Genomic DNA, 23,788 nt, shown 5'->3' on the forward strand with positions numbered 1-23,788 from the left:
GTTTTTCTCCGGCGGGGCGAATCACTCCGCGCCCTGCTGAGCCGTCTGCGTTGCCGCTTTGCCGTCTCAGTGGTGGCGCATTATAGGGCGTTAATTCCGGCTGACAAGGGTTTATTGCAAAAAAATGATCGTTCGTCCTATTTTTCGCCACTACGCTCTATTTTACGACGATTTGCTGGGTAAACGACCAAAATCAGCGGCAAATACTGCTACTTTATTCCAGTCTGTGTATTCCACTTCTTTTGAGGTATCCGTTTTGCCGCCGGTCATGCGCATGATGAGTTGAATCATGATGCGATCAAACCAACGGTAGCGCGGATAGCGTAACGCCCCGGCAAAAACCGCGCAGCAATCGGGCTGCCAGGGAGATTCAGTCAAAAACTTACGCGTGTAGGCATTGGTCTCAGGCGTACACTTATCCGCTTTACGCGCCGTCAGGTTCACACTGAAGAAACCGCTGACGCGCTGCTGTAGCTGCGCTTGATGGTGCGTTACAAACTTCATTAATGCTGGATGAAAATGCCCGTAACGAATAGAGGCGCCAATCAGCACGCGATCGTACTGCTCCCATTCAAGGTGTTTGACCTCTGTTAAGTCCAATACATCACACATTTGCTGCGGAGTTAACGTCTGCGCGACACGCGCCGCAATTTCGCGCGTTTGCCCGTCGCGGCTGGAAAAAAGAATTAACGCTTTCATTACTTCATCCTGTTTCGATTATTCACGCCAGAAAGTCGGCGTGAAAAGAACCAGCAGCGTGAACACTTCAAGGCGTCCAAACAGCATGGTTAAGATTAAGATCCACTTGGCGACGTCGTTCATAGACGTAAAGTTGTCCGCCACAACGCCCAAGCCGGGTCCCAGGTTGTTAAGCGTAGCCGCGACCGCTGCAAACGCTGAGAAGTCATCGACGCCTGTGGCAATAATTGCCAGCATACTCAGCAAGAACACCAGGGCGTAAGCAGAGAAAAAGCCCCAGACTGCCTCAAGAATGCGTTCAGGCAGTGCGCGATTCCCTAACTTGATCGTGTACACCGCGTTGGGATGCACCAGCCGCTTTAGCTCTCGTGATCCTTGTTTAAACAGCAGCAGGATGCGGATCACTTTCAGGCCGCCCCCGGTGGAACCCGCCATACCGCCAATAAAGGCGGAACATAAAAGCAGGACAGGCAAGAAAAGCGGCCAACGCGCGATGCTATCTGTGGTGAAGCCGGCGGTCGTCGCCATCGACACCACTTGGAAGAAGGCTTGATTGAGCGTTTGCCAACCACTGTCATAAACGTGGTGGAACCACAGCACCAGCGTACAAATGCAAACCAGCGTCAGCTGCACACCGATAAACATCCGAAACTCAGGATCGCGCCAGTACACTTTCAGGTTACGGCCGCTCAAGAGAGAAAAGTGCAGGCCATAATTACAGCCTGATATCAGCAAGAATATCGCTACGATGGTGTTAATCGTTGGACTGTTAAAGTAGCCAATACTGGCGTCATGCGTGGAAAAGCCCCCAATCGCGATGGTTGAAAAGCTGTGACCAATCGCGTCAAACATTGGCATTCCCGCTAGCCATAATGCCAGCGCGCAGGCGACAGTCAGTAGCACATAGATGAGCCACAGCGTTTTCGCGGTTTCGGCAATGCGCGGGCGCATTTTGTTATCTTTTAACGGCCCCGGCATTTCAGCACGGTACAGCTGCATCCCTCCAACGCCCAAAATAGGCAGAATGGCCACCGCCAGAACAATGATCCCCATCCCGCCCAGCCATTGCAGCATTTGTCGATAAAAAAGAATGGCTTTAGGTAACGAGTCCAGTCCCGTGAGCGTGGTCGCACCGGTGGTGGTTAGCCCTGAAAAGGATTCGAAAAACGCATCGGTAAATGAGAGGTGGGGCTGCTCGGCAAAAATAAAGGGCATGGCCCCTACGCTGCCCAGCACGGTCCAAAACAGCACGACGATCAAAAAGCCTTCACGCGGTTTCAGCTCTGTTTTTTGTTTGCGGTTCGGCCACCATAGCAGGGAGCCAATCGCGATAGCCATCATAAACGTCTGACTAAACGCGCGGCCGGCGCCGTCACGATAAATTAACGCGACCAAGCCTGGCACGATCATGGTTACCGAGAACAAAATCACCAACAGGCCCACAATGCGGGTAATGGCGCGAAAATGCATTCAGCCGTTCCTTAAACGATACGAGTTAGGAATCCAGCGCGGTCAGCGTCAGCGCCCCGCGGCTGTAGTCAGAAAGGTTTTGCTGGAAGCCTTCAATCTGCGCATGAGGCAGCGCCACGCGCAGCAGAATGCGATCCTGATAATGGCTCTCTTCAAGCCTGCCGTCAAAACGCTGCAGTAGACGCTCAATGTCGCCAAGCTGCGCGTAGTCGCACTGCAATGAAAAACGTTGCATGGGTACCTTGCGCTGCCGGGGCAGCCGCTTAAGACCCTGCTGTACACCACCGCCGTAAGCTTTTACCAGCCCGCCGGTGCCAAGCATAATACCGCCATAATAGCGAACCACGACTGCAGTGATCTCGCCCACGCCACTTCCCATCAGCTGCGCCAGCATCGGTTTTCCTGCGGTACCGGAAGGCTCACCGTCGTCAGAAAAACCCAGCTGCTGGGAATCATCCGGCGCACCCGCAACCCACGCCCAGCAGTGGTGCCGCGCGGTGGGATGCATGCTTTTTACATGCTGGACAAAGGCACGCGCAGCGTCGACGCCGCGCGTATGGGCGAGCAGAGTAATGAAGCGACTTTTTTTAATGGTTTCCTCGCTGACGCTCACGGCCTCAGCGGGAATATCGTAAGCGTCCATTAGGCCAGATGCAGATCGCGCGTCATATTCTCATTGCGGTGGGGATGAATCACCACGTTGTCTTCAATACGGATACCGCCGTAAGGTTTCAGTGCGTCAATCGCCTGCCAGTCAAAGTACTGGCTGAATTTGCCGCCGCGTAAGGGGGCCAGCAGTGAGTCAATGATATAAAACCCCGGCTCGATGGTCAGTACCATGCCCGGCTCCAGCACGCGCGTACAGCGCAAATAAGGATACTGTGACGGCGCCGCCAGATGCGTGCCGGTATCGTCCTGCATGAAACCTGCCACGTCATGCACCTGCAGGCCCAGCGGATGACCTAAGCCGTGCGGCATAAAGGGGCCGGTGAGGTCTTCGGCCACCAGCGCCTCTTCCGTCAGCCCTTTCACCAGTTCGAACTTCAGCAGCAAACGTGCAATACGCTGATGCATTTGCACGTGGTAGTCGGTGTAGCGCACGCCAGGCTTCAACGTGGCGATCAGCGCCAGCTCTTCTTTATTCATTGCCTCAACCATGTCGGCGTAGCGCGATTTACTCTTCGCAGCATAACTGCGGGTTAGATCGGCCGCATAGCCAAGATACTCTGCCCCGGCATCAATCAAAAAGCTGTGGCGCTTAGCCGGCGGCTGATGGTCGAGCTTGGTGTAGTGCAGCACCGCAGCGTGCTCGTTAAGCGCAATAATATTGCCGTAGGGCACGTCAGTATCACGGTGGCCGGTTGCGGTGAGATACGCCTGATTAATATCAAACTCGCTCATGCCGGAGAAAAACGCCTCTTTCGCAGCGCGATGCCCAGCAACCGCCAACTTCTGCGCTTCACGCATACAGGCCAACTCATAGTCGGTTTTGATGCTGCGGTGGTAGTGCAAGAAGTCGATGACCCCTTTGGGATTGATGTGCTCAGCCTGAATACCCAGCTGTGACGCTCGCGCAGGCACCGGCCCAATATAGGCAACGTTTGTACGCTGGGCAGGCAGGCGCTGTGCAATCTCGTCGCTGTTTTTTAAGCCGACTACGTCAACATCTTGCGTCCAGAAGCTTGTGGGTAGCGGCTCAACGTTGTGCCAGTAATCCACTGGCGAATAGAACCACAGCTTGGGTTTGTTTACGCCATCAACCCACAACCAGCAATTGGGCACCTGCGTCACCGGCACCCACGCTTTGAATTGGGGATTCACCTTGAACGGATAGGTGTGATCGTCAAGAAACACGCTCATTAACTCGCCGGAATGAATGAGCATGGCGTCTAACTTAAAGCGCGCCAGCACCTGTTGCGCCCGCTGCTGCAGCGTTGCGATATGCGCGTGATACAGGGTTTTCAGTGAATCCATTGACTTGTCTCCGATGTCGCGAAAGTGGCCGCAGTGTAGCACAGCGGCCTGCCCGATGCCCCGTTGCGCGCGCTGTGATCCCCGTATCAAATAAGCAAACTCTCGTTTGCAAAAAATTAACCTGACACCCACACTCCTGAACATCTGGTATGACCAGATCACCTTTCGCGTTTCAGGAGACGGACATGCTCTACCAAGGCGATACGCTTTCAATTCACTGGCTTGACGATGGCATCGCCGAGCTGGTTTTCGATGCGCCAGGTTCAGTAAATAAACTGGACACCAAAACGGTTGCGGCCTTAGGCGAAGCCCTAAGTGTACTGGAACAGCAGTCAACGCTGCGTGGACTGCTGCTGACCTCCGCCAAACCGGCCTTTATAGTCGGGGCCGATATCACAGAATTTTTGTCCCTGTTCGATGCCCCAGAAGAGAAGCTGAGTCAGTGGCTGGCCTTTGCGAACAGCATTTTTAATCGCCTGGAAGATCTGCCCGTGCCCACCGTGTGCGCCATTGACGGCTATGCGCTGGGCGGCGGCTGCGAATGCGTGCTGGCCACCGATTTTCGCGTCGCTACGCCGGGCGCGCGCATCGGCCTGCCCGAAACCAAGCTGGGCATTATGCCGGGCTTTGGCGGCAGCGTACGTTTGCCACGCCTGCTCGGCGCCGACAGCGCGCTGGAGATTATCGCCGCAGGCAAAGACGTTGACGGCGAGAGCGCCCTGAAGCTGGGACTGGTTGATGCGGTCGTCAGCGCGGAGCACTTACGCAGCGCGGCGCTGACCATGCTGCAGGATGCCATCGTAGAAGGCAGCTGGCAGGCGCGCCGTGCGCCGAAGCTGGCGCCGCTGAAGCTGAGCCCTATCGAAGCGGCCATGAGCTTCACCATTGCTAAAAGCATGGTGATGCAAACGGCCGGTAAGCACTATCCCGCGCCAATTTCGGCCGTTAAAACCATTGAAGCCGCCGCCGGTTTAGGCCGTGACGATGCGCTGAAGCTGGAAACCGCAGCGTTTGTGCCGCTGGCGCAGAGCGACGTTGCCCGGGCGCTTGTCGGCATTTTCCTGAACGATCAATATGTCAAAGGCCTGGCGAAGAAACACAGCGCCGCCGCTGGCGCACCGCACCACGCAGCGGTGTTAGGCGCGGGCATCATGGGCGGAGGTATTGCCTACCAATCCGCATGGAAAGGCGTACCGGTTCAGCTTAAAGATATCAATCCACAAGCCCTTACGCTCGGCATGACCGAAGCCAGCAAATTGCTGAACAAACAGTTGGCGCGCGGCAAAATTGATGGCACGAAGCTGGCAAGCGTGCTCACGACCATACAACCGACGCTGGATTATGCCGGTTTCGAACGCGCCGACGTCGTGGTAGAAGCGGTGGTTGAAAATCCTCAAATCAAAGCGAAAGTACTGGCAGAAACCGAGCAGCATCTGCGTGAGGATGCCATCCTCGCGTCCAACACGTCGACCATTCCCATTAGTCAGCTGGCGAAAGCGCTTAAGCGACCGCAAAATTTCTGCGGCATGCACTTCTTTAATCCCGTCCCACGCATGCCCCTGGTGGAAGTCATTCGCGGTGAACAAACGGACGAAGCCACGCTGAGTAAAGTGGTGGCTTGGGCAAGCAAAATGGGCAAAACCCCGATTGTGGTTAACGATTGCCCCGGTTTCTTCGTGAACCGCGTGCTGTTCCCCTATTTCGCCGCCTTCAGCCTGCTGCTGCGCGACGGCGCTGACTTCCGCCAAATCGATAAAGTGATGGAAAAACAGTTTGGCTGGCCAATGGGGCCGGCGTGGCTGTTGGATGTGGTCGGTATTGATACGGCCCATCACGCTCAACATGTCATGGCCGAGGGGTTTCCCGCACGCATGCAAAAAGACTCTCGCGACGCCATCGACGTATTGTTTGACGCGAAACGCTATGGTCAGAAAAACGGCATGGGCTTTTACCTGTGGGAACAGGACAAAAAAGGCAAGGCACAGAAGCGTGCCGATGCCGCCGTTGACGCGCTGCTTGAACCTGTTTGCGAACCGCGCCGGGTGTTCAGCGACGAAGAGATCATCAATCGTATGATGCTGCCGATGCTGCACGAAGTGGTGCGCTGCCTCGAGGAGAAGATCATTGCCTCGCCAGCGGAAGCCGACATGGCGCTGGTGTACGGGCTGGGATTCCCGCCTTTTCGCGGTGGCGCGTGCCGCTTTATGGACACGCTCGGTATCAGCAATGTGGTGGATCAAGCCAAACGCTATGTTTCACTCGGCCCGCTTTACGCGCTGCCAGAACTGCTGCAGCAAAAAGCGCATCAGCATCAAAGCTGGTATCCCGTGGTGCAACCGATTGATGAAGCGGCGCTGCAAAGTGCCTGAGGTAATGAAAATGGAAAATGTGGTGATTGTCGATGCCGTGCGCACGCCAATGGGACGTTCGAAGGGCGGCGCATTTCGTCAGGTACGCGCGGAAGATCTCTCCGCGCACCTGATGCGTGAACTGCTGAGTCGTAATCCGGCGGTGGATCCGGCGTCGCTGGATGACATTATTTGGGGCTGCGTCCAACAGACGCTGGAACAAGGTTTTAATATCGCACGCAACGCCGCGCTGCTCGCGGAAATCCCTCATCGCGTGCCAGCCAGCACGGTGAATCGCCTGTGCGGCTCCTCCATGCAGGCGCTACACGACGCCGCACGCGCCATCATGGTGGGAGACGCACACAGCTGTTTAATTGGCGGCGTAGAACACATGGGCCACGTGCCGATGAGCCACGGCGTGGATTTTCATCCCGGCTTGGGCCGCACGGTAGCCAAAGCGGCGGGCATGATGGGCTTGACCGCTGAAATGCTGGCGCGCATGCACAATATCAGTCGCGAGCAGCAAGATGCTTTTGCCGTGCGCTCTCATCAGCGCGCCTGGGCTGCCACACAGCGCGGTGACTTTGCGCGTGAAATCGTTCCGACCTACGGCCACGACGCGAATGGCGTATTGAAGCGCTATACCACCGATGAGGTGATTCGCGAAGAAACCAGCCTGGAGGGATTAGCGGCGCTGCGGCCCGCCTTTGACCCGGTTAACGGCACCGTCACCGCGGGCAGCAGCTCCGCGCTCTCGGATGGCGCAGCGGCCATGCTGATCATGAGCGAAAGCCGCGCGCGCGCGTTAGGATTAACGCCGCGTGCGCGCATTCGCAGCATGGCGGTGATGGGCTGCGATCCCTCTATCATGGGATACGGTCCGGTGCCCGCCAGCAAGTTAGCGCTCAAACGCGCCGGGCTGACGACAGAGGATATCGATCTGTTTGAGCTCAACGAAGCGTTTGCCGCCCAAACGCTGCCGTGCCTAAAAGATTTAGGTCTGCTGGATCGGCTGGATGAAAAAGTGAATCTCAACGGCGGCGCAATCGCGCTGGGCCATCCGCTGGGATGTTCTGGCGCGCGGATCAGCACCACGCTGATCAATCTTATGGAACGCCGCGATGCGCAATTTGGTCTGGCGACCATGTGTATTGGTTTGGGTCAGGGAATTGCGACGATTTTTGAACGCATTTAATACGTTGAATGTTGCACATGCTCCCGCCCTGATGGGCGGGCTTTTTTGGTGGCCTGTCTGGGCCCACCTTTAAATGAACGCAAAGGCATCGCCAAACATGCGATCTTCCAGCGCGCCGCGCTCACTGCAAAACCGCTCCCGCGCAATCTTCGCCATTTCGAAACGCCCCGCAATGTAGATGTCATGTTCATGCAGTGAAGCAAAATCTTGCATCACCGCGGTCAGCACCGTACCGCTGCGTCCTTGCCACCCTTCGGCAGGCTGTTCGACAACCGGGATCACCTTGAGGTTGGGATGCTTCACCGCAAGTGCGTCAAGCTCATCCAGATCGTACAGGTGCATCAGTTCACGTCCGCCCCAGTAAATGGCGATATCGCGATCGGGATTTTCTGCCAGCGCGGTGAGCAGGATCGAGCGGGCGTAAGAAAAGCCCGTGCCTCCGGCAATTAAGATAATAGGCCGCCCACTCTCTTCGCGCAGCCAGGCGTCGCCGTGCGGCATATCTACCGTGATCTGACGATCGTTTTTAATGCGATCCATCACCGCCATGGCGTAGAGATTCAGGTCAGACGCCCCGATGTGCAGCTCAATGATGTCTTTTTCCATCGGCGTTGAGGCCAGCGAAAACGGACGCTTATCCCGCTCGTCCATCACCACCATAAGATACTGCCCCGCGCGGAAGCTGAACGCTGCCGCCGGAATCAACCGAACGCGGTAAACGGTATCGGTAATGGCTTCAACCGAAGTCACTTTGCAGCTTAACGTCGTCATACGTTCCCTTTTTCTGTTGCTCTGCTGCCGTTAACGCGGCGGCGATTTGGCAAAGATAGCTAGCTCATCCCAGATCGCGTCAATACGCGCCGTTACGGCGGGATCTTTCACGATCGGCGTTCCCCATTCGCGCGTGGTCTCGCCGGGCCATTTATTGGTGGCATCCAGGCCCATTTTCGACCCAAGGCCAGACACCGGCGAGGCAAAATCAAGGTAATCTATCGGCGTATTTTCAACCAGCACCGTATCTCGCGCCGGGTCCATGCGGGTGGTGATCGCCCAGATCACGTCATTCCAGTCACGCGCATTCACATCCTCGTCGCATACAATCACAAACTTGGTGTACATAAACTGGCGCAGGAACGACCACACGCCAAACATCACGCGTTTGGCGTGACCGGCATACTGCTTCCTGATCGTCACCACCGCCAAGCGGTAGGAGCAACCTTCCGGTGGCAGATAAAAATCCACAATTTCCGGAAACTGTTTGATCAGGATAGGCACCAGCACTTCGTTTAGCGCCACGCCCAGCACAGCAGGCTCATCCGGTGGCCGTCCTGTGTAAGTGGAGTGATAAATAGGCTGACGGCGCTGCGTCACGTGCGTTACGGTAAACACCGGGAAACTGTCTACTTCATTGTAGTAGCCGGTGTGATCGCCGTATGGTCCTTCCGGTGCCATGTCGCCCGCTTCGATATACCCTTCCAGCACAATCTCCGCGCTTGCCGGTACTTCGAGGTCATTGGAGACGCATTTCACCACTTCCGTTTTGTTGCCGCGCAGCAGTCCGGCAAACGCGTACTCAGAGAGCGTGTCTGGCACCGGGGTGACGGCACCCAGGATGGTAGCCGGATCGGCTCCAAGCGCCACCGAAACGGGAAAACGCTCGTCCGGATGCGCTTTGCACCACTCTTGAAAATCCAGCGCGCCGCCGCGGTGCGATAACCAGCGCATGATCACGCGGTTTTTACCTATCACCTGTTGGCGATAAATACCCAAATTTTGCCGCTCTTTGTGGGGGCCGCGCGTCACGGTTAATCCCCATGTAATCAGCGGCGCGGCATCGCCTGGCCAGCATCGCATCACCGGAATACGCGACAGATCAACATCATCGCCGCTAAACACCTCTTCCTGGCACGGCGCATGGCGCAGACGCTTAGTCGGCATATTCAGCACCTGTTTGAACTGCGGCATTTTATCAAACAGATCGCGGAAACCTTTCGGCGGCTCGGGCTCTTTTAAGAACGCCAGCAGCTTACCGACTTCGCGCAGCGCACTGACGTCTTCCTGCCCCATGCCCATGGCCACCCGCTTGGGCGTGCCAAACAGGTTGCACAGCACCGGCATGCTGTATCCTTTCGGATTTTCAAACAGGAGCGCCGGGCCACCAGCACGCAGCGTGCGATCGGCAATCTCGGTCATTTCTAGCTCAGGATCGATTTCCTGAGTGATGCGTTTCAGTTCGCCGCGCTGCTCGAGCAGCGCGATGAAGTCTCGTAAATCCTGATATTTCATGCGGCGTTAGCTTCCGGCCAGAGTGAAGCAGCGATTATAAGTTTGTTCGCGCTGGCATGTTAAGGTTTCTGCGTTAAACCGTCGCGCAAACAAAAGGCACCAGCGGCTGCAGAGGCAGCGTATCGTGATACGCGGCGATCGGGGCATGATGACGAAAGACTTTAAAATCCTCGCCGCGCGCGCTGTAGTAGCGAAAATGATTATCGCTCACGTGGAGGAAACTGCCCTCGCGCAGGGCGATCACGGACTCATCGGGATTCACGGCGCAAAACTCTGCCAGCCGCTCGTCGCGGGTTTCCCCCATGTGGCCGCTGACGTGCGCATCCAGATAGTGCGGGTTGATCTGCACCGGGAATAGCCCGAGCGCGGGCAGCACGACGCTGCTTCGCACCGGCATATCATTGGTGGTGCGAATCGACGGTGTCGCCACGTTACAGCCGGCGCTCCAGCCAACGTAGGGCACATTGCGCTCACGGACAGCACGCTGAATAGGCACAATCAAGCCTTGCTCATGCAGCATCTGGTTCAGGAACCACGTATTCCCGCCGCTGACCAGAATCAGTTCCGCCTGTTCAATGGCCACCCGCGGCGACGCAAACTCACCCAGCGTACGCACGGTAATGCCAAGCGAATCAGTTAACTCCTGCGCGCGTTGCGCAGGGTCGCCTCGCAGAATGGCATAAGGCACCAGCACCGCGGAAGTAATGCCGCGACGGGCGATCGTCGCGTGTAACTGCGGATGGGCATAACTCAGCAGCGGCGCCTCGCTGGACATTCTACCGTTGCTTAACAGAAACAGTTCCATTTGCCGGTCCTTTTCGTGTTCTTATTAATGATGAAAGGGGAGTCTGATACAGATGCGCGCCAGCCGTCAATTCTTACTGGAAAGCGCCGCAGTGCCGCAACGAACGGATAAAACAGCCTCGAATTAGCGTTTTTGGCGGGGCTTAGCCGTACTGATGCGCTATAACTCTGACAGCAGGTTTGATATTCTTGAGGTCCATTCTTTCGGAGCAGTTATGGAATCCTGGTATTTACTCTATTGCAAACGTGGGCAGCTGATGCGTGCGAAAGAGCATCTTGAGCGGCAAGCGGTGACCTGCCTTAGCCCGATGATTGCGTTGGAGAAAATCGTGCGCGGTAAGCGCACCACCGTCAGCGAGCCGCTGTTCCCTAACTATCTGTTTATCGAATTCGATCCGGAAGCGATTCACACCACCACCATTAGCAGCACGCGCGGCGTCAGCCACTTTGTCCGATTTGGCACCCTGCCCGCGACGGTCTCGTCGGACGTGATTGCCGCGCTGCAAACCGACGTGCCGCAAATCCTGCTTGATCCAGAAACGCCACAAAGCGGGGATGAAGTGATCATCACCGAAGGTACCTTTGAAGGGCTGCGCGCAATTTTTGCCGAGCCCGACGGTGAAACCCGCTCTGTACTGCTGCTTAACTTGTTGAATAAACAGGTCATGCGCAGCGTTGATAACAAGCAGTTTCGTAAGCTTTAAGCCAGTCTAAACAGCTGACGCGCGTTGCGATCCACCACGGCCCCTAATGCGTCGGCCTCTTCTCCCCGCCACATTGCCACCTGCTGCACAATGTGCGGCAAAAAGCAGGGCTCGTTGCGCCGCGACGTAGGACGTGGACGCATATCGCGCGGCAAAAGATAGGGCGCGTCAGTTTCCAGCAGTAGCCGCTCAGACGGAATCAGCGGCAGCATCTCTCTCAGTTCCAGGCCGCGGCGCTCATCACAGACCCAGCCGGTGATGCCCACGGATAACCCCATCGCAAGACACGCGGCGAGTTCATCGCGCGTGCCGGTAAAACAGTGCACCACCGCGCCAACCAGTTTGGGCAACCACGGTTCCAGTACGGCAGCAAAACGCTCGTGCGCTTCACGGCAGTGTAAAAACACCGGCAGCTGCAACTCTGCGGCCAGTGCCAGCTGAGCATCGAACGCATACTCCTGCTGCGCATGCGCGGCGAGGTTACGATTAAAATCCAGTCCGCATTCGCCGATCGCCACGACTTGCTCACTCTCCGCCAGACGGCGCAGCGTATTCGCCGTTTCCGCCGACCACTCGCTGGCATGATGCGGATGCACCCCAGCAGTTGACCAGCAAAAGCCGGGATGCGCGGCGGCCAGTTGACGTGCCTGCTGACTTTCCAGCGCATTAGTGCCGGTGATTAACAGGCCGGTGACGCCTGCTTCACGCGCACGTTTTACCACCTTATCGCGATCTTTTGCGAACTGCGTGCTGGTCAGGTTTACACCGATATCAAACATGTTCTCTCCCAATGGCTTCTATCCTCGTTCGCGCGCAGCGAACGCCGGATAGACAAACCGCCCAACGGGTGGGCGGTTTAGCGTCTCTTTTCATTTCGTTCCGTGACGAAATGCCCTGTCTAAAGGACATCAGGATTCAGGGTTCTGTTCCTCATCCTGTAACGCATGACGCCCTTTACCCACATAGTAGCGGGAGAAGAATACGCCGACTTCAAACAGGCAGTACATCGGAATAGCGAGCAAAGTTTGCGAAAAAACGTCAGGCGGCGTAAGCAGCATCCCCACCACGAAGGCGCCTACCAAAATGTAAGGCCGCTTCTTTTTCAGATCCTCTGGCGTAGTGATGCCGGTCCAGCAGATCAGCACAATCGCAATCGGCACCTCAAAGGCAACGCCAAACGCCATAAAGATGGTCATCACAAAATCGAGGTAGTTCGTGATGTCGGTTGCGATAGTTACGCCCTGCGGCGCGGTTTTTGCAAAAAAGCCAAACGCCAGCGGAAACACAATGAAGTACGCGAAGGCCACGCCCACATAAAACAGCAGCGTACTGGAGAACAGTAGCGGCATGACCAGCTTGCGCTCGTGGCGATAAAGCGCGGGCGCGACAAAGGCCCACACCTGATACAAAATCACCGGCACGGCCAGGAATACCGAGACAATAATGGTGAGCTTGATAGGCGTAAAAAAGGGCGATGCCACGTCGGTGGCAATCATGCTCGCACCCACCGGCATTTGGCTAATCAGCGGTGACGCGACGGCGTGATAAATGTCGTTCGCGAAGTAGACCAGACAAAGAAAGATAACAAAGACTGCAATAATGCAGTTTAACAGACGCTTGCGCAGCTCAATCAGGTGACTGATGAGCGGTTGGGTATCTTCAACGGCCATGATTATCGTTCATCTTTAGCAGAAGGGGCTGCCGCAGTGCTGTCAGACGCATGCGCATTCTCTGGTTTCACGGCGCTGGCACCGGGCGTTTCTTCCGGCAGCGGCGCAGGTTCGCGGACGCCGTGCGCCGTTTCTGACGCCACGGTGTGCGCTGGGGCGGTTTCGGACGGTGCTGGCGCAGGACGAGTCTGATGAATGGTGTTCGCTTCATCCTCCTCTTTCTCGATCTCACTGCTTTGCTGAACCGAGCGCTTCATGGAATCCGCCGTTTTACGCAGCTCTTCCATCGACTGCTTAAGCTCAGGAGAGAGCGTACCGCGCCCGGCTTCTTCCACCTTTTTCAAGCTGTCCTGCAGCTCCTGCAGTTTCAACTCCTGCGCCAGCTCGTGCTGTACGTTAGCGGCCAAAGATCGTATGGCTCTAATCCAGCCCACGACGGTTTTCACCGCGACGGGTAAGCGCTGTGGGCCCAGTACAATCAAGCCGATCACGAACACCAATACCAGTTCACTAAACCCAATATCGAACACGGTTTTACCTTACTTATCTTGGGCGTCGTCTTTGCTCGCCGAGGTATGCTGTTTGTCAGCCAGGTTTTTGGCGTTGAAGTCAGCGTCCTGCTCTTTCGGGTGATCCTTTTTGTCGTCTTCATCACTCATGGCTTTTTTGAAGCCGCGAATAGAAGAGCCCAAATCCGAACCCAGGTTACGAAGCTTGTTGGTACCGAACAAAAGGACAACAATGACGGCAATGATTAACAATTGCCAAATACTGATACCGCCCATGAGATATGCCTCTGTGATTCTGTAAAAACGGTTGTGTGTAATGCGCAAAAGCCCCTATGGATTTAGGCTTAAGCCAGCGACATTACGCGATTTGTACTGGCCAAACAATCAGATTGTCTTACGCCAGCCGACCAGCCAGGTGACGATGCCCGCCGCCATTAAGAGTGCCGGGAAGAAATCCCAATCCGGGCGACTGAGCAGCACGGCGGTGCCAGTTAACAGCAGCGTCGCCCCTACGCCAAACAGGTAGCGCGACTGATGGTGCCGCGTGCGCTGTGCGTTCAAATCGTTAACTAACCGATCCACGCTGTGCCGCAATAATTTATGCTGCTGTAAACTGTCGTAGAACAATTCTGGCAGCTCTGGCAGCTTCTCCGCCCAGTAAGGCGCTTTTTCTTTCACCGCACGCACAATGGCTGGAATGCCGACCTGATCTTTAATCCAGTCTTCGAGGAACGGCTTGGCGGTTTTCCACAGATCCAGCTGTGGATAAAGCTGGCGACCAATGCCCTCAACGTACAGCAAGGTTTTTTGCAGCAGTACCAGCTGTGGCTGGACTTCCATATTGAAGCGCCGCGCGGTGTTAAACAGATTCAACAAGACGTGACCAAACGAGATTTCCGCCAGCGGCTTTTCAAAAATGGGCTCACACACGGTGCGAATCGCAAACTCGAAATCTTCTACGTTGGTATCTGGCGGCACCCAGCCGGAATCGACGTGCAGCTCGGCAACCTTACGGTAGTCACGGTTAAAGAAGGCGATAAAGTTTTCAGCCAAATAGCGCTTATCTTCTTTGTTTAACGATCCCACGATGCCACAGTCGATCCCGATGTACTGCGGATCTTCAGGATGGTCGTAACTGACAAAAATATTGCCGGGATGCATGTCGGCATGGAAGAAGCTGTCGCGGAATACTTGGGTGAAAAACACCTGCACGCCGCGCTCAGCCAGTAGCTTCATGTTGACGCCGTGCTGCTCCAGTGTCGCCACATCCGAAATCGGAATACCGTAGATGCGCTCCATCACCATCATGGTTTCGCTGCAGTAGTCAGAAAATACTTCCGGTACGTAAAGCATACTGCTGTTTTCAAAATTGCGGCGCAGCTGAATGGCGTTTGCCGCTTCGCGCAGCAGATTGAGTTCATCCAGCAAGGTTTTTTCGTAGTCGCGCACCACTTCAACCGGACGCAGGCGTCGGCCATCCGGCAGCAAACGCGGTACCCAGCGCGCGAGACGGTAGATCAGCCGCATATCCGCTTTAATCACCGGCAAAATGTCCGGGCGAATCACTTTTATCACCACCTGGCGGCCATTAGACTTCAGCGTGGCCGTGTGCACCTGCGCAATCGAGGCCGAGGCCAGCGGCGTGATGTCAAAATCCTCAAACCACGTCTCTACGGGGCCGCCAATGGAGTGCTCAATCTGCGCTTTGGCTTTGTGGCCGTCAAAAGGCGCTACGCGGTCCTGTAAAATGGCCAGCTCGTCGGCAATTGCCGGCGGAAACAGATCGCGACGGGTCGAAAGCATCTGACCAAACTTGATCCATACGGGCCCAAGCTGCTCCATCGCCAGGCGAAGACGGATACCCATCTCTGCGTCTTTGTGCCGGTTCGGGATCCAGAATATGGTGCGCCGCCACAATCGCAGCGGCAAGGTGATGCGCATACGGGGAATCAACTCATCAAGACCGTACGTCAGGAAGATCTTGATAATAAAGTATAAGCGCCGAATTTCTCCCAGCGTCATTTCGCCTCCAGCTGTGCCAAACGCGCTTCAAACGCATTAAGCGAACGTTCCATCGCCTCAACCTCATCACTGAACCAAGCCTGCTCCAGCGCACCCGGCGCTACGCGCCACTCTTCAGTCAGCACCTGACCAAGGTCATCGCGCCGACGCAGCACGCGCTTTTGCACAAACGCCAGCGCCTGCTGTGCAGCCTGACTGACGCCCTGCGCGGCAATGTCGCCCATCCACGGCGCCAGATACTCCGCCGGATCCAGTTCAGCCAAATCCATCAGCGCCGAGAACTGCTGCACCACCTGCAGATCGCCGTCCACATTGAGTTCACCGCTGCGAATCAGGTGAGTCAGCTGCTGGCGGTCACGCAGCTTGGGAAGCGTGCTGACGTTAAGCGTCACGGTGCAATCGCTGCTGTCCTGCCAGTCGCTTAGCACATCCAACTGCAGTTCGCTAAACACCAGCACCACGGGAAAATCCAGCTCTTGCAGGCGCAAGGTCAGCACTTTACCGACCAAACGTTGGCGTGCCGCTTTCAGGCTTCGGTCACGATAGAGAATGCGGTTGAGGGCGGTTTCAAGGCCGCCCGTGATAAGCGGGGTAAAAGTCATGATCGTTTAGAACTTAAAGCCACGGTGCAGCGCTACGATACCACCGGTCATGTTTGTAAAGGTGGTATTTTCAAAGCCTGCGTCGTTCATCATCGCTTTCAGGGTTTCCTGATCGGGATGCATGCGAATGGACTCCGCCAAATAGCGGTAGCTTTCAGCGTCCTTTGCCACCAGCTGCCCGATGCGCGGCAGAATATGGAATGAATAGGTATCGTAGGCTTTGCTCAGCGGCTCCAGCACCGGCTTGGAAAACTCCAGAACCAGTAAGCGTCCACCCGGTTTGAGCACGCGGTACATTGACGCCAGCGCCTTCTCTTTTTCGGTCACGTTACGCAAACCGAATGAAATGGTGATGCAATCGAAATGATTATCCGGGAAAGGCAAGGCTTCCGCATTGGCCTGTACGTAACTGACGTTGCCTGTTACCCCCAGGTTTCGCAGCTTTTCCCGCCCCATTTTCAACATAGAGCTATTGATATCGGCCAATACAACTTGACCTGTTTCGCCCACTAAACGGGAAAATTTCGCGGTTAAGTCGCCGGTTCCGCCAGCCAAATCCAGTACGCGCTGACCCCGGCGCACGCCGCTGCTGTCAATGGTAAAGCGCTTCCAAACGCGATGAATGCCGAACGACATCAGGTCGTTCATCAGGTCATATTTCGCCGCCACGGAGTGAAACACGTCTGCGACTTTGTCGGCCTTTTCACTTTTCGCTACGGTCTGGAAGCCAAAGTGGGTAGTTTCCTGCTGTGATTCATCTGCCATCGGGTTTACCTGTTCCACAAACAATACTCGTCAAAGTGTATCAGAGTCGTGCGATCCGAGCACGTAACCACCGCGCTATTCATTGATGCGCCGCAGCACCTCGTCAGATGAATCCGTTGCATTTTCATCCGTACTGCGATCGTCCATTCCATTTTCATCTGCTTCGTCCGGCAGTGCCTGCGCGGCCAGCTGGGGATTAATGGGGCGTTTGATCTCCACGCCCAGCGTGCGAAACGCTTCACTTTGTGCGATCAGATTCCCCCGACCTTCAGCGAGCTTTTTCATCGCCTGCCGATAGCTCTGCTGGGCTTTATCAAGATTCTGGCCAATGCCGCTCATGTCATCGACAAACAGCCGCATCTTGTCATACAGGCGCGCCGCGCGGTCGGCGATGCGCTGCGCGTTGCGACTCTGATGCTCGTAACGCCACAGATTATTGATAGTCCGCAGCGCCACCAGCAGCGTGGTCGGGCTGACCAACATGATATTTTGCTGCAGCGCTTCGGAAATCAGCTCTGGCTGACGGTCAATCGCCAGCAGAAAAGCGGGCTCGACAGGGATAAACATCAACACATAATCCAGTGAGCGTAAACCGGGCAATTGTTGATAATCTTTACGGCCCAGCAAGCGAATATGGCTACGCATGGCGCTGACATGCTCCTGGATAGCTTGCTCGCGAGTCGCTTCATCTTCCGCATTAAAGTAACGTTCGTAGGCAATAAGCGTCATCTTGGCATCAATGACCACATCCTTGCCCTGCGGCAGACGCACAATCACATCGGGCTGCATTCTGCCCTGCTGCTCCAGCTGCACGCTAACCTGCGTCTGGTACTCATAGCCTTCGCGCAGCCCAGAGGCTTCGAGTACGCGACTGAGCACCACTTCACCCCAGTTGCCCTGGATCTTATTATCACCTTTTAACGCTTTGGTGAGGTTTAACGCTTCTTGGGCCATTTGCGCATTGAGCTGCTGCAGCTGGCGGATTTCGTGCGTCAGCGTATGGCGCTCGCGCGCTTCCTGACCAAAGCTGTCGTTAACCTGGCGGCGGAAACCTTCAAGCTGCTCGCGAAGCGGGCCAATTAAGCCGTTCAGGCTCTGGCGGTTTTGCTCATCCACGCGACGTCCGCTGTGCTCAAATATGCGGTTGGCCAAATTCTCGAACTGAGCGCTCAGGCGCTGTTCACTGTTGGTGAGCAGACGCTGCTTCTCCTCTGCGGCGTAGCGCGTCTCCTCAAGACGAATGGTGACCTCACGCAGTTCGGCCTCCTGCGCGCTGTTCACTTCCAGTTGATTACGCAGTTCACGCGCAAGCTGTTCGCTTTCGCCGCGCCAGTAGTCAAGCTGCTGCAGTCGCTCCTGCGCGGCGCTAAGCGTACCGTGCAGCTGGCGCAGCTCCTGCTCACGCTGCTGGATCTGCTGCTGTAATTGCTCAAGATGCTGTTGCTGACGCTGCTGCTGGTCCTCCAGCAGACGACGTTCGGTCACGAAGCTGGCGTGTTGATGACCGGCGCGCAGTTGAGCACACAGCCAGCCCAAGCCCAAACCGGCCAGCGCCAACGCGCCGCTAATGATAAGTTGCTGATCCATAATTCCTCCGCGGATCGTCTCGCTGAGGAAAAGGTAAGGTCGCACTGTATAGATGTCCAGACAATTTTATGTGCGCTTGTCCGGGTGTTGTCAGTTCAAGGCAGCATGCCTTAACGGGGTCATTCGGCGGCAAAAGGCGCGATCACAGCGCCCGCACCTGAAGATCCCCGGCTTTCCAGGCGTCCACAAGAAAAAACGGCATAGGCAGCACCCATTCCGACGCATTGATCACCCGCGCAGGATAGCACCATTGATGACCGTCGTACGCGATCTCAACCTGCTGTACGCCGTTTTCGGGATTAACCGCTTTACCGGCCATGCTGGCAAAACCGGCGTTGCTGCCGACGTGAAAGTGCGCCGTCTGCCAGCGCACTGGTGGATGTGCCGGCCACGATTGCGCATGATGAAAGCGAAAAATCTCGTCATGGTTAAGTAAACTCTCACGCACCGTGGGCCACAGCGCCACCTTCAGAAAATATTGATCGGTAAAGCGCGTGTTGCCCGCGTATTGGGCCACGAAGTCGCGCATCTGCTGCTCGACATGGTGGAAAACGCCGTGACAGCCGCCCCACATGCCTGCCAATAGCAGTTCGGTATGTGAGAAATAGTCGCGCATATGGTGAAACCAGTAGGGTGACTGTAGCCAAGCGTCCACCGCGGCCACTTCGCGCTCAGAAAGCAGAGAGTCGGCATCTCGCACCAGAAAACGCGTCACGCTGGGATCGTCCACAACTAAAAAGCGCCATAGCGTGGGAAAGAGGCCTTGCTTGCCGGTCATATCGATCAATTGCGTGTTCGGCTGACGCAGACGCTGCCAAACGTGTTGCGGCACGCTGTCGTCAAGATAGATACGGCACATCCAGTTTGGATAAAGCTCACGCGCGACCTCGACGTTTTTGATCATCGTTTCGCAGTAGCGCGGCTGGCTGCCGTACAAACTGAAGGCAATGATATTTTCCGCTGGCTTGTTGGGATTAAACGGCGGTGGGGTTGGCGCGGGATACGCCACTTTTTTCCCGTCCCGGAAAAGACGATCGGACTGCTGCAGCGACTCCAGACCGTAGCGCGCGACTTCCTCCATCTTGTCCAGCCAGCCGCACACTTCCGCTAAACCATCTAGCCAGGTTTCCGTGGCCTGGGCGCGCTGTGCCGCAGAGGAGTGATAAATTTTTTGATAGATTTTGTAGGACTTCTTGTATTCACCCACACGCATAAGCGTCAAGGCATAGTCACTGAGCACCTGCATATTATTCGGCATCACGCGCAGCACGTCTTCACAACATTGGCGTGCCAGCGGATAATTGGACTCCGCCATGGCCTGACGAAAACGCGCGGCGGCATTTTCAACGCGCGCCTGCGCGGCAGCAGGAGAACCCAATAAGGGGGAACGAGCAGGGATAACCGTTTTGCGCATAAGAAATTTCTCAGTTTTAGCTGGGACTGTGCGCAGTTTAGTCAGGCTTTGAGTGCATGACCCATAAGCCTGGTCTCGAATTATCCTCTGACTCGCGCACTACAGTAGGCGACGGGCGGCTTCCACCACGATTTTTACCGCATCGCTTTCGGTTTGCTTCATTGTGACGGCATCAGGGATCTCTTTTTGCGTACGATTCACAATGACGCCCGCCACCATGCCCGCACGCAGCCCCTGGCTGGCGCACATGGTCAATAGTGTAGCGGATTCCATCTCATAATTGAGCACGCCCATCTGCTGCCACTCTTCCATTGAGCCTTTAAACCGGCTGACCACGCGTCCAGAGAAGGTGTCATAGCGCTCTTGTCCCGGATAGAAGGTATCAGATGACGCGGTAATCCCAATATGGGTTGTTGCCCCGCATGCCTCTGCCGCCGCCACCAGCGCGGTGGTACAGCCGAAATCGGCTACCGCAGGGAACACCATCGGGGCGAAATGCAGGCTGGCGCCGTCAAGTCGGACCGACGCCGTGGTGACCAGCACATCGCCAACATTGATGTGCGGCTGAATGGCACCGGTCGTGCCCACGCGCAAAAACGTCCGCACGCCCAGCTGCGCCAGCTCTTCAACCGCAATAGACGTAGAAGGGCCGCCAATGCCGGTTGAGCACACCACAACCGGTTTTCCCTCAATCTCTGCAAGATACGTCGTAAATTCGCGATGGGATGCCAGATGTTGTGGGTTATCCATCAGCGCCGCGATTTTCTTCACGCGTTCCGGATCGCCCGGCACGATGGCGAGCTGGGCGCCTTTCAGATCGGCTCGAGTAATGCCAAGATGGAAAACGTCAGACTGGGCCATAACAGACTCCTGATAAAGAAAGGGAATAAGCGCGCCACTTTACGCCAAGCATCAGCACAAATATGTGACTAATTTCACTTCCGCTAATGAAACTTGCAATCATCGCCAATCAAAATGTGATTAATTTCACACAATCAACGCCCTTCATGCGGATTTGCCGCGTACGGTGCTGTGGAAATTCGTTGGCAATGTTAATAGAAGACGCTATGCGCGCCCACGCGCTAATCGGCCATCCTCAGCCATGGCGCCAGGCTATAGTTACGGGATTGCGCACACGCTAGCACGGAGAAAACCATGAAAAGTGAAGAAAACGGGGCCCCATCCTTAGCCGCTGGCGGTTTTGCTCAGGCTGTTCAACCCACGGCCGACAGCACCATTATTACCACCAGCGATAACCTCTACGCTGGCGAAACCACAGTACCAAGCCAGGGGGAAAATCTCCCCGCCTTTTATGCTCGGCCAAAAGTGTATGAAGGTACGCTGCCGGTGGTGCTGGTGGTACAAGAGATATTCGGCGTCCATGAGCATATTCGCGATATCTGCCGTCGCCTTGCTCATGAAGGGTATCTGGCGGTGGCACCAGAGCTCTATTTCCGCGAAGGCGACCCCAACGACTATGCCGATATACCCACGCTGTTTAAAGAGCTGGTGAGTAAAGTGCCGGATTCGCAGGTGCTCTCCGATCTCGATCACGTCGCCAACTGGGCGGCACGCCACGGTGGCGATATGCAGCGCCTGGCGATTACCGGCTTCTGCTGGGGCGGTCGCATTAGCTGGCTGTTCGCGGCGCACAACCCGCAGGTGCGTGCAGCGGCGGCGTGGTACGGGCGCCTCGAAGGCGAGAAAACCCTTAAACAGCAAAAGCACCCAATCGACGTGGCGGTGGATCTTAATGCGCCGGTGCTGGGCCTGTATGGTGGACAGGATGAGGGTATCCCCCTGGAAAGTGTCGAGAAAATGCGCCAGGCGCTGCATGCCGCCAACGCCACCGCAGAGATCGTGGTCTACCCCGAGGCGGGTCACGCCTTTAACGCCGATTATCGTCCAAGCTACCACGCGGAGTCTGCCAAAGACGCCTGGACGCGCATGCTGGCGTGGTTCAGACAGTACGGTGTCGCGCCCAAAGCCGAATAGCACGCGGGCGCGCAAGCGCCCGTTTTTTCTTCCCCGCCACACGCAACGTCGAACTGCCACCGTCATGCAGGCCTTGCCCCTGTGCGCCACAGGGGCAACCCGCCAAATTAATCCTGTCGCCACGCACGCTGTTTAGCCGTCCAGATGTTTACACCGCCATGAACTGCAGGTACTGTATAGGCACACGCGCATTTCGTGCTCTCTCGATGTGAAGGACGCTCATGATCGAACTTAAACACCTGCGAACGCTGCAGGCGTTACGTAATACCGGCTCGTTAGCCGCCGCCGCCGCTCAGCTGCATCAGACGCAATCAGCGCTGTCGCATCAGTTCAGCGATTTGGAACAGCGGCTGGGCTTTCGGCTGTTTGTACGCAAGAGTCAGCCGCTGCGTTTTACGCCGCAGGGAGAAATATTGCTGCAGTTAGCCGAGCAGGTTCTACCGCAGATTCAGCAGGCGCTTCAGGCCTGTGACGAGCCCCGCCAGACCACATTACGCATCGCCATCGAGTGTCACAGCTGCATTCAATGGCTGACGCCAGCGCTGAATAATTTTCGCCAACACTGGCCGCAGGTCATGATGGATTTCAAATCTGGCGTGACGTTTGATCCCCAACCCGCGTTGCAACAAGGCGAACTGGACGTGGTGCTGACCAGCGACATTCTGCCGCGCAGCGGTCTGTTTTATACGCCCATGTTTGACTATGAAGTGCGCTTAGTGCTGGCGCCCGATCATCCCCTGGCGCAGCGTGCACCGATCTCACCGGAAGATTTGGCCGATGAGGTGTTGATGATTTATCCGGTGCAGCGCCAGCGTCTGGATATCTGGCGACACTTTTTGCAGCCGGCTGGCGTCTCTCCCGCGCTGAAAAATGTGGATAACACCCTGCTGTTGATTCAGATGGTGTCGGCGGGCATGGGCATCGCAGCGCTGCCGCACTGGGTGGTTGAAAGTTTTGAGCAGCAAGGCCTGGTGGTGACGCGCACGCTGGGTGACGGTCTCTGGAGCCGTCTTTATGCGGCCGCCCGCGACGGCGAGCAACGTCAGCCGGTGCTGGAAGCCTTTGTGCGCTTCGCCCGACAGCACGCGTGCGAACACTTGCCGTACGTGCGCGACGCTTCTCGTCCCGGCACATTGCCGTTAGCGTCAAACTGATTGGCGGGCGATTGCCCTCGCCCGCGCTGTTATCCCCGCTCTGCCTGCTCTATAATGCGCCGCTTTGTTCGCTACCCCGGAGAGTTTCACCATGACCAATAACGATGTTCTGCGCAGCGTGCGCTATATGCTTGACCTGAGCGATAGCAAAGTGGTGGAGATTTTTGCCCTGGCGGGAAGTGACGTGCCGCTGGAAGATGTGCAGGCGTGGCTGAAGAAAGAGGATGACGCCGCGTTTCGCAAACTGCCCGATGTGCTCATGGGCTATTTTCTCAATGGCCTGATCTTTTACCGTCGCGGTAAAAGCGACGATGCGCCTGCGCCGTCGGTAGAGCGCCGCATGAGCAACAATATCTTCCTGAAAAAACTGCGTATCGCTTTTGCCCTGAAAACCAGCGACATTCCCGATGTGTTGGCAAAAGCGAACTTCAAGGTCTCGCAGGCGGAAATTGGCGCGATTTTTCGCAATCCCGATCACAAAAACTACCGCGAGTGCGGCGATCAAATCCTACGCAATTTCTTGAAAGGCATGACGCTGATCCAGCGCCCCGCCCCGGCGAAAAAGGCGTAAGCCGCGGGTCGACGTGATG

The 23,788-nt window shown here is 56.2% G+C and carries 24 protein-coding genes; 7 read left to right on the forward strand and 17 right to left on the reverse strand.

What is annotated here, in order from left to right; genetic code table 11:
- The coding region (locus LU196_RS16390) for a hypothetical protein (protein WP_232760559.1) at positions 1-183 on the forward strand (183 nt) is incomplete at its 5' end.
- Here the strand turns inward: LU196_RS16390 and hemG are convergent.
- Genes hemG through pepQ form a run of 4 tightly spaced genes read right to left on the reverse strand, consistent with a single transcriptional unit; the run spans position 163 to position 4,143 of the window.
- Positions 163-699: a menaquinone-dependent protoporphyrinogen IX dehydrogenase gene (gene hemG, locus LU196_RS16395; RefSeq protein WP_232778287.1), complete on the reverse strand. Its 537-nt coding sequence runs from the start codon at positions 697-699 to the stop codon at positions 163-165. The genes LU196_RS16390 and hemG overlap by 21 nt on opposite strands.
- Before the next feature lie 18 nt (positions 700-717).
- Positions 718-2,169, reverse strand: a complete 1,452-nt coding sequence (gene trkH / locus LU196_RS16400) for a Trk system potassium transporter TrkH (protein ID WP_232760563.1) — start codon at positions 2,167-2,169, stop codon at positions 718-720.
- 25 nt (positions 2,170-2,194) lie between these two features.
- Positions 2,195-2,812, reverse strand: coding sequence for an IMPACT family protein (locus LU196_RS16405; RefSeq protein WP_232760564.1), 618 nt, complete (start codon positions 2,810-2,812; stop codon positions 2,195-2,197).
- Positions 2,812-4,143: a Xaa-Pro dipeptidase gene (pepQ, locus tag LU196_RS16410; protein ID WP_232760567.1), complete on the reverse strand. Its 1,332-nt coding sequence runs from the start codon at positions 4,141-4,143 to the stop codon at positions 2,812-2,814. Before pepQ ends, LU196_RS16405 begins: the two co-directional genes overlap by 1 nt.
- 185 nt (positions 4,144-4,328) lie before the next feature.
- Here pepQ and fadB point away from each other — a divergent pair, with 185 nt between their 5' ends.
- Together fadB and fadA are read left to right on the forward strand one after the other, a co-directional pair.
- Positions 4,329-6,512 carry a fatty acid oxidation complex subunit alpha FadB gene (fadB, locus tag LU196_RS16415; RefSeq protein ID WP_232760782.1) on the forward strand — a complete coding sequence of 728 codons (2,184 nt, stop codon included), beginning with the start codon at positions 4,329-4,331 and terminating at the stop codon, positions 6,510-6,512.
- 10 nt (positions 6,513-6,522) lie between these two features.
- Positions 6,523-7,686, forward strand: a complete 1,164-nt coding sequence (gene fadA, locus LU196_RS16420; RefSeq protein WP_232760783.1) for an acetyl-CoA C-acyltransferase FadA — start codon at positions 6,523-6,525, stop codon at positions 7,684-7,686.
- 69 nt (positions 7,687-7,755) lie between these two features.
- Here the strand turns inward: fadA and fre are convergent, their stop codons facing one another.
- The 3 genes from fre to pepE form a co-directional block, all read right to left on the reverse strand.
- Positions 7,756-8,457, reverse strand: coding sequence for an NAD(P)H-flavin reductase (gene fre, locus LU196_RS16425; protein WP_232760568.1), 702 nt, complete (start codon positions 8,455-8,457; stop codon positions 7,756-7,758).
- 30 nt (positions 8,458-8,487) lie between these two features.
- Positions 8,488-9,972 (reverse strand): 4-hydroxy-3-polyprenylbenzoate decarboxylase, encoded by a 1,485-nt coding sequence (gene ubiD / locus LU196_RS16430; protein ID WP_232760570.1) that lies wholly within the window; start codon positions 9,970-9,972, stop codon positions 8,488-8,490.
- A 73-nt stretch (positions 9,973-10,045) separates the two neighbouring features.
- Positions 10,046-10,777 carry a dipeptidase PepE gene (gene pepE / locus LU196_RS16435; RefSeq protein WP_232760571.1) on the reverse strand — a complete coding sequence of 244 codons (732 nt, stop codon included), beginning with the start codon at positions 10,775-10,777 and terminating at the stop codon, positions 10,046-10,048.
- 214 nt (positions 10,778-10,991) lie between these two features.
- Here pepE and rfaH point away from each other — a divergent pair, with 214 nt between their 5' ends.
- The gene (rfaH, locus tag LU196_RS16440) at positions 10,992-11,480 is read left to right on the forward strand and encodes a transcription/translation regulatory transformer protein RfaH (protein ID WP_232760572.1); all 489 of its coding nucleotides are present in this window, start codon (positions 10,992-10,994) and stop codon (positions 11,478-11,480) included.
- Here rfaH and tatD read toward each other — a convergent pair.
- The 10 genes from tatD to udp all read right to left on the reverse strand — a co-directional run bounded on the left by tatD (position 11,477) and on the right by udp (position 20,910).
- Positions 11,477-12,259 carry a 3'-5' ssDNA/RNA exonuclease TatD gene (gene tatD, locus LU196_RS16445; protein ID WP_232760574.1) on the reverse strand — a complete coding sequence of 261 codons (783 nt, stop codon included), beginning with the start codon at positions 12,257-12,259 and terminating at the stop codon, positions 11,477-11,479. The two genes, rfaH and tatD, sit on opposite strands and share 4 nt — an antisense overlap.
- Before the next feature lie 129 nt (positions 12,260-12,388).
- On the reverse strand, positions 12,389-13,150 hold the full coding sequence (tatC, locus tag LU196_RS16450) for a Sec-independent protein translocase subunit TatC (protein WP_232760575.1): 762 nt from the start codon (positions 13,148-13,150) through the stop codon (positions 12,389-12,391).
- A gap of 2 nt (positions 13,151-13,152) precedes the next feature.
- Entirely contained in the window at positions 13,153-13,680 is a 528-nt protein-coding gene (gene tatB / locus LU196_RS16455) for a Sec-independent protein translocase protein TatB (protein WP_232760577.1), read from the reverse strand.
- Between the two features lie 9 nt (positions 13,681-13,689).
- On the reverse strand, positions 13,690-13,935 hold the full coding sequence (tatA, locus tag LU196_RS16460) for a Sec-independent protein translocase subunit TatA (RefSeq protein ID WP_232760578.1): 246 nt from the start codon (positions 13,933-13,935) through the stop codon (positions 13,690-13,692).
- 108 nt (positions 13,936-14,043) lie between these two features.
- Complete coding sequence (gene ubiB / locus LU196_RS16465; RefSeq protein WP_232760579.1) at positions 14,044-15,681, reverse strand: ubiquinone biosynthesis regulatory protein kinase UbiB; 1,638 nt, start codon at positions 15,679-15,681, stop codon at positions 14,044-14,046.
- Positions 15,678-16,283, reverse strand: a complete 606-nt coding sequence (locus LU196_RS16470) for an SCP2 domain-containing protein (RefSeq protein ID WP_232760581.1) — start codon at positions 16,281-16,283, stop codon at positions 15,678-15,680. Before LU196_RS16470 ends, ubiB begins: the two co-directional genes overlap by 4 nt.
- A gap of 6 nt (positions 16,284-16,289) precedes the next feature.
- Positions 16,290-17,048, reverse strand: a complete 759-nt coding sequence (gene ubiE, locus LU196_RS16475; RefSeq protein WP_232760583.1) for a bifunctional demethylmenaquinone methyltransferase/2-methoxy-6-polyprenyl-1,4-benzoquinol methylase UbiE — start codon at positions 17,046-17,048, stop codon at positions 16,290-16,292.
- Positions 17,049-17,123: 75 nt separating this feature from the next.
- The gene (gene rmuC, locus LU196_RS16480) at positions 17,124-18,635 is read right to left on the reverse strand and encodes a DNA recombination protein RmuC (protein ID WP_232760585.1); all 1,512 of its coding nucleotides are present in this window, start codon (positions 18,633-18,635) and stop codon (positions 17,124-17,126) included.
- Positions 18,636-18,777: 142 nt separating this feature from the next.
- Entirely contained in the window at positions 18,778-20,049 is a 1,272-nt protein-coding gene (locus LU196_RS16485; RefSeq protein WP_232760586.1) for a tetratricopeptide repeat protein, read from the reverse strand.
- A gap of 99 nt (positions 20,050-20,148) precedes the next feature.
- Entirely contained in the window at positions 20,149-20,910 is a 762-nt protein-coding gene (gene udp / locus LU196_RS16490; RefSeq protein ID WP_232760588.1) for a uridine phosphorylase, read from the reverse strand.
- Positions 20,911-21,204: 294 nt separating this feature from the next.
- On the opposite strand from udp, the gene LU196_RS16495 reads away from it, so the two are divergent.
- The 3 genes from LU196_RS16495 (at position 21,205) to LU196_RS16505 (ending at position 23,769) form a co-directional block, all read left to right on the forward strand.
- The gene (locus tag LU196_RS16495; RefSeq protein WP_232760590.1) at positions 21,205-22,044 is read left to right on the forward strand and encodes a dienelactone hydrolase family protein; all 840 of its coding nucleotides are present in this window, start codon (positions 21,205-21,207) and stop codon (positions 22,042-22,044) included.
- A gap of 221 nt (positions 22,045-22,265) precedes the next feature.
- A complete protein-coding gene (gene metR, locus LU196_RS16500) occupies positions 22,266-23,198 on the forward strand; it encodes an HTH-type transcriptional regulator MetR (protein WP_232760591.1) in 933 nt (310 codons plus the stop codon).
- A 91-nt stretch (positions 23,199-23,289) separates the two neighbouring features.
- Entirely contained in the window at positions 23,290-23,769 is a 480-nt protein-coding gene (locus LU196_RS16505; RefSeq protein ID WP_232760592.1) for a DUF1456 family protein, read from the forward strand.
- Positions 23,770-23,788: the final 19 nt, after the last annotated feature.

Origin of the sequence: Pantoea sp. Mb-10 (genome assembly GCF_021272205.1) — a bacterium.
In the GTDB taxonomy this organism is placed as follows: Bacteria; Pseudomonadota; Gammaproteobacteria; order Enterobacterales; family Enterobacteriaceae; genus Pantoea.

Bases quoted from the DNA above. Each gene is read 5' to 3' on its own strand.
- hemG (WP_232778287.1), bottom strand. From the start codon at position 699: ATGAAAGCGTTAATTCTTTTTTCCAGCCGCGACGGGCAAACGCGCGAA.
- trkH (WP_232760563.1), bottom strand. From the start codon at position 2,169: ATGCATTTTCGCGCCATTACCCGCATTGTGGGCCTGTTGGTGATTTTG.
- LU196_RS16405 (WP_232760564.1), bottom strand. From the start codon at position 2,812: ATGGACGCTTACGATATTCCCGCTGAGGCCGTGAGCGTCAGCGAGGAA.
- pepQ (WP_232760567.1), bottom strand. From the start codon at position 4,143: ATGGATTCACTGAAAACCCTGTATCACGCGCATATCGCAACGCTGCAG.
- fadB (WP_232760782.1), top strand. From the start codon at position 4,329: ATGCTCTACCAAGGCGATACGCTTTCAATTCACTGGCTTGACGATGGC.
- fadA (WP_232760783.1), top strand. From the start codon at position 6,523: ATGGAAAATGTGGTGATTGTCGATGCCGTGCGCACGCCAATGGGACGT.
- fre (WP_232760568.1), bottom strand. From the start codon at position 8,457: ATGACGACGTTAAGCTGCAAAGTGACTTCGGTTGAAGCCATTACCGAT.
- ubiD (WP_232760570.1), bottom strand. From the start codon at position 9,972: ATGAAATATCAGGATTTACGAGACTTCATCGCGCTGCTCGAGCAGCGC.
- pepE (WP_232760571.1), bottom strand. From the start codon at position 10,777: ATGGAACTGTTTCTGTTAAGCAACGGTAGAATGTCCAGCGAGGCGCCG.
- rfaH (WP_232760572.1), top strand. From the start codon at position 10,992: ATGGAATCCTGGTATTTACTCTATTGCAAACGTGGGCAGCTGATGCGT.
- tatD (WP_232760574.1), bottom strand. From the start codon at position 12,259: ATGTTTGATATCGGTGTAAACCTGACCAGCACGCAGTTCGCAAAAGAT.
- tatC (WP_232760575.1), bottom strand. From the start codon at position 13,150: ATGGCCGTTGAAGATACCCAACCGCTCATCAGTCACCTGATTGAGCTG.
- tatA (WP_232760578.1), bottom strand. From the start codon at position 13,935: ATGGGCGGTATCAGTATTTGGCAATTGTTAATCATTGCCGTCATTGTT.
- ubiB (WP_232760579.1), bottom strand. From the start codon at position 15,681: ATGACGCTGGGAGAAATTCGGCGCTTATACTTTATTATCAAGATCTTC.
- LU196_RS16470 (WP_232760581.1), bottom strand. From the start codon at position 16,283: ATGACTTTTACCCCGCTTATCACGGGCGGCCTTGAAACCGCCCTCAAC.
- ubiE (WP_232760583.1), bottom strand. From the start codon at position 17,048: ATGGCAGATGAATCACAGCAGGAAACTACCCACTTTGGCTTCCAGACC.
- rmuC (WP_232760585.1), bottom strand. From the start codon at position 18,635: ATGGATCAGCAACTTATCATTAGCGGCGCGTTGGCGCTGGCCGGTTTG.
- LU196_RS16485 (WP_232760586.1), bottom strand. From the start codon at position 20,049: ATGCGCAAAACGGTTATCCCTGCTCGTTCCCCCTTATTGGGTTCTCCT.
- udp (WP_232760588.1), bottom strand. From the start codon at position 20,910: ATGGCCCAGTCTGACGTTTTCCATCTTGGCATTACTCGAGCCGATCTG.
- LU196_RS16495 (WP_232760590.1), top strand. From the start codon at position 21,205: ATGAAAAGTGAAGAAAACGGGGCCCCATCCTTAGCCGCTGGCGGTTTT.
- metR (WP_232760591.1), top strand. From the start codon at position 22,266: ATGATCGAACTTAAACACCTGCGAACGCTGCAGGCGTTACGTAATACC.
- LU196_RS16505 (WP_232760592.1), top strand. From the start codon at position 23,290: ATGACCAATAACGATGTTCTGCGCAGCGTGCGCTATATGCTTGACCTG.